This is a genomic window from Metabacillus litoralis (assembly GCF_007994985.1).
GTDB lineage: Bacteria > Bacillota > Bacilli > Bacillales > Bacillaceae > Metabacillus > Metabacillus litoralis.
On record NZ_VOQF01000003.1, the window covers coordinates 305,190 to 319,850 of the forward strand.

Annotated in this window: 12 protein-coding genes; all 12 read right to left on the reverse strand. The window is 35.0% G+C overall.

Going from position 1 to position 14,661, the window contains the following annotated elements; genetic code table 11:
- Positions 1-1,012: 1,012 nt before the first annotated feature.
- Complete coding sequence (pyrE, locus tag FS935_RS06495) at positions 1,013-1,645, reverse strand: orotate phosphoribosyltransferase (protein WP_146946768.1); 633 nt, start codon at positions 1,643-1,645, stop codon at positions 1,013-1,015.
- Complete coding sequence (pyrF, locus tag FS935_RS06500; protein ID WP_146946769.1) at positions 1,642-2,358, reverse strand: orotidine-5'-phosphate decarboxylase; 717 nt, start codon at positions 2,356-2,358, stop codon at positions 1,642-1,644. The genes pyrE and pyrF overlap by 4 nt, the downstream gene beginning before the upstream one ends.
- Positions 2,330-3,265 (reverse strand): dihydroorotate dehydrogenase, encoded by a 936-nt coding sequence (locus FS935_RS06505; protein ID WP_146946770.1) that lies wholly within the window; start codon positions 3,263-3,265, stop codon positions 2,330-2,332. The genes pyrF and FS935_RS06505 overlap by 29 nt, the downstream gene beginning before the upstream one ends.
- Position 3,266: 1 nt before the next feature.
- Entirely contained in the window at positions 3,267-4,046 is a 780-nt protein-coding gene (locus tag FS935_RS06510) for a dihydroorotate dehydrogenase electron transfer subunit (RefSeq protein ID WP_146946771.1), read from the reverse strand.
- A complete protein-coding gene (gene carB, locus FS935_RS06515) occupies positions 4,043-7,255 on the reverse strand; it encodes a carbamoyl-phosphate synthase large subunit (RefSeq protein WP_146946772.1) in 3,213 nt (1,070 codons plus the stop codon). Before carB ends, FS935_RS06510 begins: the two co-directional genes overlap by 4 nt.
- Complete coding sequence (locus FS935_RS06520) at positions 7,255-8,340, reverse strand: carbamoyl phosphate synthase small subunit (RefSeq protein ID WP_146946773.1); 1,086 nt, start codon at positions 8,338-8,340, stop codon at positions 7,255-7,257. Before FS935_RS06520 ends, carB begins: the two co-directional genes overlap by 1 nt.
- Entirely contained in the window at positions 8,337-9,626 is a 1,290-nt protein-coding gene (gene pyrC / locus FS935_RS06525) for a dihydroorotase (RefSeq protein ID WP_146946774.1), read from the reverse strand. The genes FS935_RS06520 and pyrC overlap by 4 nt, the downstream gene beginning before the upstream one ends.
- Positions 9,610-10,527 (reverse strand): aspartate carbamoyltransferase catalytic subunit, encoded by a 918-nt coding sequence (locus tag FS935_RS06530; protein WP_146946775.1) that lies wholly within the window; start codon positions 10,525-10,527, stop codon positions 9,610-9,612. The genes pyrC and FS935_RS06530 overlap by 17 nt, the downstream gene beginning before the upstream one ends.
- A gap of 146 nt (positions 10,528-10,673) precedes the next feature.
- The gene (locus FS935_RS06535) at positions 10,674-11,960 is read right to left on the reverse strand and encodes a solute carrier family 23 protein (protein ID WP_240050835.1); all 1,287 of its coding nucleotides are present in this window, start codon (positions 11,958-11,960) and stop codon (positions 10,674-10,676) included.
- A gap of 177 nt (positions 11,961-12,137) precedes the next feature.
- The gene (gene pyrR, locus FS935_RS06540; RefSeq protein WP_146946776.1) at positions 12,138-12,683 is read right to left on the reverse strand and encodes a bifunctional pyr operon transcriptional regulator/uracil phosphoribosyltransferase PyrR; all 546 of its coding nucleotides are present in this window, start codon (positions 12,681-12,683) and stop codon (positions 12,138-12,140) included.
- Between the two features lie 208 nt (positions 12,684-12,891).
- Positions 12,892-13,806: an RluA family pseudouridine synthase gene (locus tag FS935_RS06545; RefSeq protein ID WP_146946777.1), complete on the reverse strand. Its 915-nt coding sequence runs from the start codon at positions 13,804-13,806 to the stop codon at positions 12,892-12,894.
- Positions 13,806-14,273 carry a signal peptidase II gene (gene lspA / locus FS935_RS06550; protein ID WP_146946778.1) on the reverse strand — a complete coding sequence of 156 codons (468 nt, stop codon included), beginning with the start codon at positions 14,271-14,273 and terminating at the stop codon, positions 13,806-13,808. The genes FS935_RS06545 and lspA overlap by 1 nt, the downstream gene beginning before the upstream one ends.
- Positions 14,274-14,661: the final 388 nt, after the last annotated feature.

Sequence of the window (14,661 nt, forward strand, 5' to 3'; positions counted from 1 at the left end):
TTCGTACATTAATAGTCGGAATTATATTTAAAGCCGAGTATTTTAATATGAATTATTTTATGAAGAACACATTCATTGTGTTCCTTCATCCAATGTTTCTTGGAATCAAGCACAGTCTCTACTTCAACTCCTTGAAATTATTATACTATTGACAAAATTTTAACACAATTACTTTAAAAGTCAACCCGAGTTTACTGATAGGATTAATATTTTTTCTTATCTTATATAACTTAAACATAGTTCTTTTATCATGGAAAATAATAAGACAACTTTTAGATATTCTTTTATACACGCTTAATAATCAGTGATTTCAATAGTTGATCCGTTTGTGTTAACAATATTGTTAATCACAAAAATCCTCACTTTTTAAAGCCAACAAAAAGACTCTGAATTAAGGTGTTTAGTTTTAGGAATATATTATACAGAGAAACATATATTAATAGTATGTAGAATTTTGTGTATAGGAGGTCATTAATGTTGTCAATTCTAGTTCATATACTCATTGTCTTTATAAGCTTTTACTTTTTTTGCTTATGTAGTGCTCATGTTTTTATGTACAAGCCAGACCTACAGTTCTTAAAGCATATGAAGAAACGTCCAGTTACCTTTCTCTTTTCTATCTTAGGCCTCGCTGCTTTTTATTTATTAAAAAAACTAAAACTTTCGGATCGATGGATTTATCCTGCTTATATTGGGTTATTTATCATCCTTTCGACTACCTCATTTATCATGATGGTCTCTTCTATATAAGTGATCTGTTTATTAAATTAGCTTTTATCAGTGATGATTATAGCTCCGGTTATTAAATACCTTTGGTTTAGATTTTCTCAATGATTTAACTTTATTTTTGCTAATTGGTCGTCAATTATAAAAAGACAATGTAATATTATTTCATCTCCTTTCATTCAGACTAAATTCCTCATGTTAATCATAAAACTTGAAGATATAAAAACAAATATAAAAAAGCAAAAAGCAATCGGTGCTTTTCCGTTTGCTTTTTGCTTTACATACTTTAAATATTTAACCAATCTTCGTTAGATGGGTTTTGTCTCCACATTTTTAACTTATTTATATCATCGTCACTAACATATCCTTCTTTAGCAGCAACTTCTATTAAAGTATCATAATCACATAAAGATTTTGAATCTATATTTGCCTCTGTTAGCTTTTCTTCAGCAACAGCTAAACCATAAGTAAAGATTGACACGATGCCAAGAACTTCACATCCAGAAGCTCTAAGTGCCTCAACAGCTGTGATTGCACTTCCTCCTGTTGAAATTAAATCTTCGACAACAACAACCTTTTGATTCTCAAGAACTTGTCCTTCAATTTGATTTCCTTTACCATGCCCTTTTGCTTTACTACGTACATAGCACATTGGTAAATTCAATTTATCACTTACCCATGCTGCATGTGGAATACCAGCAGTAGCAGTGCCTGCAATCACATCTACCTCTGGGTAGTGTTCTTTAATTAGATTTGCTAGACCTTCTGCAATTTTTGTTCTTATTTCAGGAAAGGGTAATGTCAAACGATTATCACAATAAATTGGAGATTTCATTCCACTAGACCATGTAAAAGGTTCATTTGGTTGGAGATAGACAGCCTTAATTTCTAGTAAATGTTTTGCTATAGTTGTTTTCATCCTTCTATACCCTCCCAAGATTTCTTTACATGTAAGTAAGCTTCATATGGATTTTGTTGTTTAGTAATGCTTCTACCAACTACGATCGCCGTAGATCCGAGTTCATGAGCTTGGTCAGGAGTGGCAATCCTTGTTTGATCATAAGCAGAATCATCTTTCATTCGAATACCAGGGGTAACTGTAATAAATGAATCTCCAATTTTCTCATTTAACATCTCGACCTCATGTGTAGAACACACAACACCATCTAAACCACTTTCTTTAGCCAACTTTGCATAGTGAAGCACTACATCATCAAGGTTTTTATCTATTAAAAGTTCATCTTGAACCATTTCTTGTGAAGTACTTGTTAGTTGGGTAACTGCGATACAATTAGGACGTTTCTTACCAGCCGGAGTGCCTTCGATTAAGCCTTCTATTGCAGCTGTCATCATCTTTTTCCCACCTGCGGCATGAACATTCACAAGATCTACATCAAGCTTTGCTAACCCACGCATTGCTTGTTTTACAGTGTTAGGTATATCATGTAACTTTAAATCTAGGAAAATATCATGACCTAACTGTTTGATATGTGAAATAATTGAAGGTCCCTCTTGATAGAAAAGCTCCATCCCAACTTTTACAAAAAGCTTTTCTTCTCGAAAGTGACTTAAAAATTCGTCTACTTCATTTCGATCTTTAAAATCAAGAGCTATAATTAGGGGTCTTTGCATCAGTTTTCCAGCTCCTTCCGATACACTCTTCAACAGAATTAAAACCTAACTCATGTAATTTTCCCGGTAACTGCTGAATGATTTCTTGACAAACAAATGGATTCACAAAGTTCGCCGTGCCTACTGCAACAGCACTTGCCCCTGCATACAAAAATTCAATAACATCATCCACATTTTGTACGCCACCCATTCCAATAATCGGAATGTTTACAGCTTGACTTACTTCATACACCATTCGAATAGCCACTGGTTTAATAGCAGGACCTGATAATCCTCCAGTCTTGTTTGCTATAACCGGTTTTGCTGTTTTCAAATCAAGTCTCATACCAATTAATGTGTTGATCATCGTTAACCCATCAGCACCAGCTTGTTCTATTGCTTTGGCCATTTCAACGATATTTGCTACATTAGGTGAAAGCTTTACATAAACAGGCACTGCTGAAACCTCTTTTACAGCTTTCGTTAACTGTGCTGCAACCTCAGGTACTGTACCAAAAGCAATACCCCCAGTTTTTACATTAGGACATGAAATATTTAATTCTAATGCATGAACATTATTCGCTCGACTAATTTTTTCAGCCACATATACATAATCATCAATTTGAGAACCAGCAACATTCGCAATGATAGGAACATCATATTGCTCAAGCCAAGCCAGTTCTTCTGATATGATTTTTTCAACTCCTGGATTTTGTAATCCAATCGCGTTTAACATACCTGCTTCTGTTTCCGCTACACGTGGTGTAGGGTTACCAAAACGGGGTTCTTGTGTACTTGCTTTAATCATAATTGAACCAAGCTCACTTAAATTATAAAATTGACTATACTCTCTCCCAAAACCAAAACATCCAGAAGCAGGCATGATAGGGTTTTTTAATGACAAACCTGGTAAATTCATTTGTAGCATATTATAAAACCACCTCTCCAGCCTTAAACACAGGACCATCACTACATACTTTTTTATAGCTTGTTCCTGTTGGATCATCACCAGTATGACATACACATGCAAAGCAAGCTCCAATACCACAGCCCATTCTTTCTTCAAGAGATAAAAACAATGGTTTATGACCGTGTAGCTTTTCTAGCGCTCTTAACATTGGGGTTGGTCCACAAGTAAACATTGCGTCAAATGTTAAGTCATGATCTGATATTGCATTTGTAACAAATCCTTTGTACCCATAAGAACCATCATCAGTTGTAATAATAGTTTTGCCTATTTTTTGAAATTCCTCTTCTAAAAAAACAGCATTCTTTGATTGAAATCCTAGTACATGTTGTACTGTGACACCTTTTTTAAATAACTGTGTTGATAGCTCTAATAATGGCGGGACACCAATTCCTCCCCCTACCAAAAGAACAGTTTGCCCACTTCCAACCTCATCAACTGGAAATCCGTTTCCTAAAGGACCAAGTACATCAACAACATCTTCAGTTTTCTTAAGAGAAAGGAGCTGTGTCCCAGCTCCTTCTGCTCGATAAATCATTGTAAATTGCTTTTTATCTTTGTCGATTTTAGAGATACTGATTGGTCTTCTTAATAAAGGTGTTGTCCCTTCAGATACTTTTAGATGTACAAATTGGCCAGGACTACCCATTTCAGATACTAGCTCTCCTTGAAGTGTTAATTGGAATATTTTCTCTGCAATGTTTTCATGTTTCGTTACGACCATCAGCTCTTTTTTAATCACGTTAAGCTCACCTCTAGCTGTTTATTAATTTTAGGCATTGTATCTGTTGAAAATGTCATAGACTCAAGTACACGTAAAATTGCTACAGCTGTATCTAATGAAGTTAAACATGGAATACCATTTTCAACTGATTCTCGGCGGATTTTAAAGCCATCTCTTGCTGGCTGCTTTCCTTTTGTTAATGTATTGATAATAAATTGCGCTTCACCTTTTCGAATAACATCTAGTAAGTTATGCTCTTTTGCACCAATTTTGTTAACAACTTTAACTGGAATATTATTATTTTTAAGATAATCTGCTGTACCACTTGTTGCAAGAATTTGATAACCAATTTGATGGAATCTACGTGCTATTTCTAATCCTTCTTCTTTATCTTTATCAGCAATTGTTAATAAAACTGATCCATGGTTTTTAATTTGAATACCTGATGCTACTAAAGCTTTGTAAAGTGCTTTTTCTAACGTAATATCTTTCCCCATAACTTCACCTGTTGATTTCATTTCAGGTCCAAGCGTAATATCTACATTACGAAGTTTTGCAAAAGAGAAGACAGGAGCTTTTACGTATACCCCTTCACTTTCAGGATAAAGACCAGTTTCATAGCCTAAATCTGCAAGATCCGCTCCGAGTATCACCTTTGTAGCTAAGTTCGCCATCGGCACACCCGTTATTTTACTTAAAAATGGTACTGTACGACTTGATCGTGGATTTACTTCAAGTACAAAAATCTCACCCTTAGATAAAACAAATTGGATGTTAAGAAGTCCTACTATATTTAACCCTTTTGCAAGCTTAATTGTGTAGTCAATAATATTATTTTTAATTTCTTCAGATAAAGATTGAGGAGGATATACAGCAATTGAGTCACCAGAATGGACACCTGCTCTTTCTATATGTTCCATAATTCCTGGGATTAAAACAGTCTTACCATCTGAAATGGCATCTACTTCAATTTCTTTACCTGTTAAATATTTATCTATTAATACTGGATGCTGCGGATTAATTTTTACAGCATTATTCATATAATGCAATAGCTCAGCTTCTTGATAAACAATTTCCATTGCACGCCCACCTAGTACATATGAAGGACGTACTAATACTGGATAGCCGATGTTTGTCGCAATTTTAACTGCTTGCTCTACAGATGTTGCTGTTTTACCAAGCGGCTGTGGAACTCCTAATGAAACTAATGTTTGTTCAAACTTATCACGATCTTCTGCTCGATCGATATCTTCTAGTGTTGTTCCAAGGATCTTAACTCCTCTTGCTTGTAATTCACTAGCTAAGTTAATGGCAGTTTGTCCACCGAATTGAACAACAACACCTTTTGGTTTTTCTAGGTCAATGATGTGCATAACATCTTCAATTGTTAATGGTTCAAAATAAAGCTTATCTGAAATACTGAAATCAGTTGACACTGTTTCAGGGTTATTGTTAACAATGATAGCTTCATAGCCTGCTTCTTTAATAGCCCATACTGAATGAACTGTAGCATAATCAAATTCAACACCCTGACCGATTCGAATTGGCCCTGATCCTAATACAACAACACTTTCTCTTTCTGTAACAATAGATTCATTTTCATCTTCATAAGAGCCATAGAAATATGGTGTTGATGATTCAAATTCTGCTGCACATGTATCAACCATTTTATAAACTGGAATGATATCTGCTTGTTTACGAAGCTCATAGATTTCACGTTCATTTGTGTTCCATAGCTTAGCTATTTCTGAATCTGCAAATCCCATTTCCTTTGCCTTTTGTAAAATTGTTAGGTCATATTGATTTTCCTGTAGCTTTGTTTCAAACTTGATTATTTTTTCAATTTTCATTAAGAAAAATAGATCAATTTGACTCCACTCATGAATTGTTTCTTTTGTAACACCTCTTCTTAATGCTTCAGCAATATAGAATAGACGTTCATCACCAGCTCGACGAATACGTTTTTCAATTAATTCATCCTGGAATTCTTCAGCATTTTTTAAGCGTAAATAATCAACATCAGATTCTAAAGAACGAACTGCTTTTAATAATGATTCCTCTAACGTTCTTCCAATCGCCATTACTTCACCAGTAGCCTTCATTTGTGTTCCTAATCGACGATTTGCGGATTCAAACTTATCGAATGGCCAACGTGGGATTTTAGAGACAATATAATCTAGTGCAGGCTCAAAGCAAGCATACGTTCTTCCAGTTACTGGATTTTTCATTTCATCAAGAGTTAACCCTACTGCAATTTTCGCCGCCAGTTTTGCAATTGGATAACCAGTTGCTTTTGACGCTAATGCTGATGAACGACTTACACGTGGATTAACTTCAATAATGTAGTACTTAAAGCTATGTGGATCAAGTGCAAGCTGAACATTACAGCCACCTTCTATTTTTAGTGCTCTAATAATCTTCAAAGATACATTACGAAGCATCTGATATTCACGATCACTCAATGTTTGACTTGGTGCGAATACGATCGAGTCACCTGTATGAACACCAACAGGATCAAAGTTTTCCATATTACATACTACGATCGCATGATCATTTGAATCACGCATTACCTCATATTCAATCTCTTTAAAGCCAGCAATGCTTTTTTCAAGAAGACATTGTGTAACTGGACTATGTTTTAATCCACTTGAAACGATTTCGATTAACTCTTCCTCGTTCTCACAAATTCCTCCACCTGTTCCACCTAAAGTATAAGCAGGTCTAACAATAACCGGATAACCGATACGTTCAACAAAAGCGAACGCCTCTTCTAAGTTGTGAATAATATCACTTTCTGGTACTGGTTCATTTAACTCATTCATTAATGATCTAAAAAGATCTCTGTCTTCAGCTTGTTTAATTGCTGATAATTTTGTACCAAGGATTTCTACATTACATTCATCTAATACACCTGATTCTGCTAGTTCAACAGCCATATTTAATCCCGTTTGTCCGCCTAGTGTTGGTACTAAAGCGTCTGGGCGTTCTTTTCTAATAATATTGCTTAAAAACTCTAATGTAAGGGGCTCAATATAAACTTTATCTGCTATTTCTGTATCTGTCATAATAGTCGCAGGGTTAGAGTTAACAAGAACAACCTCATATCCTTCTTCTTTAAGTGCAATACAAGCTTGTGTTCCTGCATAATCAAATTCTGCTGCTTGACCGATTACAATTGGACCTGATCCGATAACAAGAATTTTATTAATATCTGTACGTTTTGGCATTATAGAACCCCTTCTTTCTTATTAAGTTCAATCATATTTAAAAATTGATCAAATAATCCGTTCGAATCCTCAGGACCTGGAGACGCTTCAGGATGGTATTGTACTGTAAATGCTGGAACATGTTTATGCTTGAGCCCTTCAACTGACCCATCATTCAATGCAATATGTGTTATTTCTAATTCAGTATTACTAATTGAATCTTCTCTTACTGTATATCCGTGATTTTGTGATGTAATATCAACTTTACCTGTGCTTAATTCCTTTACAGGATGATTTGATCCACGATGACCAAATTTCATTTTTTCTGTATCAGCACCATTTGCTAAGGCAAACAACTGATGTCCTAAACAAATCCCAAACAAAGGAACCTTGCCTAATATTCCATTAATCATTTCAATCGCCTGTGGAACTTGTTTTGGATCCCCAGGACCATTTGAAAGCATAATCCCATCAGGTTTTAGCTGTAATACTTCTTCTGCAGTGACTGTATGAGGTACAACAACGATATCACAATTACGCTTATTTAATTCTCTTAAAATACCATGCTTCATTCCATAGTCTACTAGTACTACACGATGACCTCTACCAGGACTTGGATAAGCTGTTTTCGTTGATACAACTTCTACTTGATTTGTTGGTAAATCAGTCTCTTTAAGTTTATTAATTACATCCTCAACACTCGCATCTCCTGAGCAGATAGCGCCTTTTAATGTACCGTGCATTCTAATAATTCTAGTAAGTTTTCTTGTATCTATCCCTGCAATTCCAGGTATATTTTTGATTTTAAAATACTCATCAATTGAATACTCACTTCTCCAGTTAGAAGGATAGTCACAATATTCTTTTACAACAAAGCCATTTATAAAAGGAGTGATTGTTTCAAAATCATCACGATTTATACCATAGTTTCCTATCAAAGGATACGTTAGGGTAACAATCTGACCGCAGTATGATGGATCTGATAAAATTTCTTGGTACCCAGTCATCCCTGTATTGAACACAACTTCACCATAATTTTCTTTATCACTTCCAAATGCTTCACCTAGAAAAATTGTTCCATCTTCTAAAATTAATTGTCTTTTCATACTGTAACTCCTCCCTTTTTCCATGCAATATTTCCATCAACGATTGTTAATGTTGGCCAACCCTTACAAGACCATCCAGTAAATGGTGTATTTTTCCCTTTTGAAAGGAAATTCTCCGGATCAATGGCAGCTTCTAAGTCTAAATCAACTACTGTTATATCAGCTACTTCTCCAACTTTTAACGCACCACTTCGTAATCCAAATGCTTCTGCTGGTTTAACAGTTAAATAATCGATTATTTGCTTAAGTGTGAATATTTTTTTTGTTAATACAAGATTTGTATACAATAATGGAAATGCTGTTTCTAATCCAACAATACCGAATGGTGCTAACTGCATCCCTTCTGCCTTTTCACTTGCAGCATGTGGTGCATGATCTGTTGCGATAAAATCAATTGTTCCATCTAATAAACCCTCTAAAAGTGCTTCTTGATCAGCTTTTCCTCTTAAAGGAGGATTCATTTTAAAGTTAGGATCTAATCCTGGAATATCATCTTCACAAAGAAGCAAATGGTGCGGTGTAACTTCTGCTGTTACGTTAATTCCAGCTCGTTTTGCATCTCTTACTACACGAACCGATTCCTTTGTACTAATATGGCATACATGATAGTGACATCCTGCAGCTTCAGCTAGAAGAATATCTCTTGCAATATGTACAGATTCACATACTGAAGGAATTCCGTTAATACCTTGCTGTTTCGAAAACTCACCTTCATGAACTGAACCTTTATTTATTAATGTATTTTCTTCACAATGTGCAACAATTGCGGCTCCAATCGATGCAGCTTCCTTCATTGCCTCTAGCATTTTTCCTGCTGATTGAACACCAACACCATCATCTGTAAAAGCAAACGCACCAGCATCTTTTAAATCTTGAAAGTTTGTTAATTCCTCACCAAGCTGTCTCGTTGTAATTGAAGCATATGGTAATACCTTGACAACTGCCGTTTCTTTAATTCGGTTTTGTAACCATTCCATTTGTTCTTTTGTATCTGGCACCGGACGAGTATTAGGCATTGGGGCAATTGTCGTAAACCCGCCTTTTGCTGCACTTTTTGTTCCCGTTTCTATTGTTTCTTTATGTTCACCACCTGGCTCTCTTAAGTGAACATGAAGGTCGATAAAACCTGCTGATACAAGCTGACCATCTACTAAAATTTCCTCGTAGCCATCAGTTGGTAAATTTTCTCCAATTTCTACAATTTGATTGTTTTCTACCTTTACGTCTGCTTTTTTTAATTCACCAAGATCATCTATGATAAAACCATTTTTAAGAACAAATAACATGTTTATTGACCTCCTGTATGTGGTTAATTTGTTGTAAAGCTCTCTTTAAAACTGCCATTCTAGCAAAAACTCCATTTTCTATTTGTTTAAAGATTCGAGATCGTTCACATTCAATTAAATCTCCATCAATTTCTACATCTCGATTTACTGGAGCAGGATGCATAATGATTGCATGTTTTTTCATTTGTTTTTCTCTTTCCTTCGTTAAACCATATTCAGACAGATAATTTTGTGCATTTGCCTTTTGTTCATGTCTTTCATGCTGAATGCGAAGCAGCATAACTACGTCTGATTGAGAAATTGCCTCATCAACTTCAACATATGTTCCATTAGTATTTAAAGGATCTTGCCATTCTTTTGGGCCCGAGAATAAAACGTTAGCACCAAGTCTAGTTAAAACCTCAGCATTTGAACGAGCTACACGACTATGCTTAATATCACCATGGATAGAAACCGTCAAATCTTTAAAGCTCCCAAACTCTTGTTGAATCGTTAACAAGTCTAATAGAGACTGAGTTGGGTGATGACCACAACCATCTCCAGCATTTATAATAGGAATTGAAACCTTTCCAATCAAATCCTCAAAAAAATGATCTTCCTGATGCCGTATCACTACTGCATTTGCACCGATTGATTCTAACGTTTTCACTGTGTCATATAACGTTTCACCTTTTTGAACACTTGAATGCTCAGCACTGAAATTTAATACTTCAAGTCCTAATTTTTTTTCGGCTACTTCAAAGCTAAATCTTGTTCTTGTACTTGGCTCAAAGAATAAGTTTGAAACAAACATCATTTTTGATGGCTTCCACCCATCTCCTAACTTATATTGCTGGGCATCATAGAGAATCTCCATAATTTCTTCATTTGTAAGTTCGTTCATCATCAGTAAATTTGACATAATAACCACTCCTTAGTAAAAAAACACCCTGATTCAAATGATCAGGGTGTTTTAAAGTAGAGCAAATTTAGGTATAGATATACCTTCATATTGCCTTACACCCTTTCAAGCCTCTCTGGACTTTCTTTAAAAGATCTAAGCAAAATTTATACAGTTTGATTATCATTAATTGTAGCTTCTTTATCTTGAGGTAAAACCAAGTTTAAGATGATACCGATAATAGCTGCTAAAGCCATACCATGTAAATCAAAGTTTTCAATTTTAAGTGTTGCTTCGCCAATTCCGATCACTAAGATAACCGAAGTGATGATTAAATTTCTTTTGTTTCCTAAGTCAAGTTTACTATCAATCATCATCCTTAATCCAGAGGATGCGATGATTCCGAAAAGGAGTATTGATACCCCACCCATTACAGGTGTTGGAATTGTACTTATAAATGCTGAAATTTTACCAATGAATCCAAACACAACTGCTAACACAGCAGCTCCCAAAATGACTAACACACTGTATACTCTTGTAATTGCAAGTACACCAATATTTTCACCATAAGTTGTATTTGGTGGGCCACCAAGAACAGCCGCAATCATTGTTGCCACACCATCACCTAATATTGAACGATGTAAGCCTGGTTTTTCGATATAATCTCTTCCAACTACTTTACCTAAAACTAATTGATGCCCGATATGCTCTGAAATTGTTACAACAACAACCGGTACCATTAGTAGGATAATGTCCAGTGAAATTCCTGGTGTATAATTGACGAATGGGATAACGAAATTTGGTACTTGGAACCAATTTGCTTCAATTACTTTCGAAAAATCTATGATACCAATCGCTAAAGAATATAAGTAACCTCCTGCAATCCCAAGTAGTACAGGTATTAGATTGAAAAAGCCTTTTAAAAAGATTGAACTTAAGATTGTGATTAGTAATGTTACAAGAGCTACTGTAAAATACTGCAGGCTATATTCATTTGCATTTAGTGTTGCCATATCAACAGCTGTACCTGCTAACCCTAATCCGATTACGATAATAACAGGACCAACTACAACTGGTGGTAGAACCTTCATTACCCAATTATGACCAGTTGCTTTTATAAGTAGAGCAATAAGTCCATAAACCAAACCAGCTAAAAAGCTTCCTACCATTGCTGCACCTACACCAGCCTCGGCCTTAGCCACAATGATTGGTGTTATAAAGGCAAAAGATGAACCTAGATATGCAGGTACTTGCCATTTTGTAATAAGTAGAAATGCAATCGTTCCTAATCCACTTGAGATTAAAGCAACTGCAGGATCTAATTCAACAAGAAATGGTACTAGTATTGTTGCCCCAAACATGGCAAACAAGTGTTGAAAGCTTAACGCTATCCAAGTTAAAGGTTTTGGAGTATCTTTTACATCTAGTACGATTTGTTTTTCATTTTCATTCACTGTGGAAACCTCCGATATGTTTTTCTTGATAGTTATAATGTGTGAAAGAATCACTGTTTAAACAAAAAACCTCTTCGCTATAGGTGCAAAGAGGTACAAGAAGGTTACAAGCACTATTATGCTTGATTCCTAATGTGCCCCTTTGTAGCCTCTCTGGACCAATCTTAAAAGGGTTTATTATTCATTTTCATGTATTGTTACTTGGTCATTTTGATCAGCTTCATGAAGTTCAACAACAATTTTTTCTGACCCTGACGTAGGTATATTTTTCCCTACATAATCTGCACGTATTGGCAACTCTCGATGACCACGGTCAACTAAAACAGCTAATTGAATATTTGCAGGTCTTCCGATATCAACAAGAGCATCCATCGCAGCTCTGACTGTTCTCCCTGTATACAGTACATCATCTACTAAGATAACTTTCTGATTTGTCACATCAACCGGGATATCTGAACCCTTTACAAGTGGTTCTTGATCACTTGTTTTTGTAGACAAATCGTCTCGATAAAGAGTGATGTCTAATTCACCAATTGAGATTTTTTTCCCCTCAATTTGTTCGATACGTTCAGCCAGTCTGTTAGCCAAATATATACCACGGGTTTTAATTCCTACAAGCACACTATCTTCAATGCCTTTATTTCTTTCAATAATTTCATGCGCAATTCTTGTTAATGCTCGACTAATTGCTTGTTCATCTAATACAACTGCTTTTTGAGACATTATTTAATCTCCTTTCCTTTTCGTTACTATAAAGTAACCTTGAAAACGAAAATACCCTCTCACCGTTATGTGAGAGGGTATGCGAAAAAATAGTCAGACTTAGCCTTTTTAGACTATAGCCTTATTCCGTTTTCCTTCTCAGCCTCACGGGACTGTGTTAAAGGTTCTTATTAAGTTAAACCTATTATGACAAACATGTAGAAATGTGTCAACGATTATTTTTAATGTCTTGTAAAACTTGTTCAAATTCCTTTGGAAGAGGTGCTTCAAATTCCATGTACTTCTTTGTACGTGGATGTTCAAAACCTAAAATTCCCGCATGTAATGCTTGTCCATTGAGAGGCAACGTTTTTTTCGGTCCATATTTAGGATCACCAGCTAGTGGATAACCAATATATTTCATATGAACACGTATTTGGTGTGTTCTTCCTGTTTCTAGTTGACATTCGACAAAAGTGAAATTCTCAAAACGTTCTAATACATGAAAATGCGTAACTGCTTCTTTGCTACTTACATTTGTTACAGTCATGCTTTGACGATCAACTTTATCACGGCCAATTGGTGCATTAATTGTTCCGTGATCATGTTGTATTGTTCCATGAACAATTGCTTTATAACGTCTTGTAACAGTTTTATCAACAAGCTGTTGAACTAATGATTCATGTGCCATGTCATTTTTGGCTACCATTAATAAGCCTGACGTATCCTTATCAATACGATGAACGATTCCTGGTCTTAACACACCATTAATACCAGAAAGATCTTTACAGTGAGCCATTAAACCATTTACAAGTGTTCCATTCAAATGACCTGGGGCAGGATGTACTACCATGCCTTTTGGTTTATTAACAACAAGAACATCTTGATCTTCATAATAAATATCAAGATCCATCTGTTCTGGTACCACATCTAATGGCTCCGGATCAGGAATTGTAACAACGATGTTATCATTCACGTGACATTTATAATTCGTTTTAATAATTTTATCATTAACTTTAACTAATCCATCTTTAATCCATATCTGAACTTGTGATCTTGACCACTCATCATTAGATGTTGAGAGAACTTTATCTATTCTCTCACTTTTTAATTCTTCACTTACTTGTATTTCAACGATGTTCATTATGCTTGCTCCTTCTCTTGTTTCCCTTCAAAAAACAACATATGAATAAATAATAATATAACACCTACACAGAGTGCAGAATCTGCTACATTAAAGATTGGGAAGTCGTAAGAAAAAATGTATGTATTTATAAAATCAACAACTTCTTTAAGAAATATCCGGTCAATGAAATTACCAATTGCTCCACCTAGCATTAAACCTAGAGCTACACCCATTACCTTATTTTCCTTTGTATATTTTTGAATATAGTAAATGATCCCAACAATCACAACGGCTGTTACTATATAAAAAAACCACATCTGACCTTGTAAAATTCCCCATGCAGCTCCCTTATTTCGATGAGATGTAATATATAAGAAATTTTCTATTATTGTTATATTTTCCCCAAGCTCCAAATTTTTAACGATATACCACTTCGTCACTTGATCTATGGCAATAATAATTGCTGCAATTAAGTAATAATACACTTTAGTCCCCAACTTTCCTTTATACTCTTTACACATTTGTCCTTCTGAATTGTACCATATAGAAAAACAAAGCGTAAAGAAAATCAGGAATAATTAGCTAATTAGAAAATATCTCTTAAGGTTTCTTTGAATGGTATTTTTTATAAAAACTTGAGAGTTTAAAATACTGAATTTAAGAACCATTATGAAGATGACCCAAACCTTCTTTATTTAAGGCTCTTTTCTGAAAAATTGTTGCTAATAGACATCATTATCTGTTGTAACCAGTATGTTATCGCATAAAGGTACGATTTGTAGAAGAAAAGATGCCACTAGACTTTATACAGACTTGTTTCCAACATGATTCTAAAAACAACAAAGTATATGAAAAAAGCCTTATTTAAAAGAA

Bases quoted from the DNA above. Each gene is read 5' to 3' on its own strand.
- pyrE (WP_146946768.1), bottom strand. From the start codon at position 1,645: ATGAAAACAACTATAGCAAAACATTTACTAGAAATTAAGGCTGTCTAT.
- pyrF (WP_146946769.1), bottom strand. From the start codon at position 2,358: ATGCAAAGACCCCTAATTATAGCTCTTGATTTTAAAGATCGAAATGAA.
- FS935_RS06505 (WP_146946770.1), bottom strand. From the start codon at position 3,265: ATGCTACAAATGAATTTACCAGGTTTGTCATTAAAAAACCCTATCATG.
- carB (WP_146946772.1), bottom strand. From the start codon at position 7,255: ATGCCAAAACGTACAGATATTAATAAAATTCTTGTTATCGGATCAGGT.
- FS935_RS06520 (WP_146946773.1), bottom strand. From the start codon at position 8,340: ATGAAAAGACAATTAATTTTAGAAGATGGAACAATTTTTCTAGGTGAA.
- pyrC (WP_146946774.1), bottom strand. From the start codon at position 9,626: ATGTTATTTGTTCTTAAAAATGGTTTTATCATAGATGATCTTGGTGAA.
- FS935_RS06530 (WP_146946775.1), bottom strand. From the start codon at position 10,527: ATGTCAAATTTACTGATGATGAACGAACTTACAAATGAAGAAATTATG.
- pyrR (WP_146946776.1), bottom strand. From the start codon at position 12,683: ATGTCTCAAAAAGCAGTTGTATTAGATGAACAAGCAATTAGTCGAGCA.
- FS935_RS06545 (WP_146946777.1), bottom strand. From the start codon at position 13,806: ATGAACATCGTTGAAATACAAGTAAGTGAAGAATTAAAAAGTGAGAGA.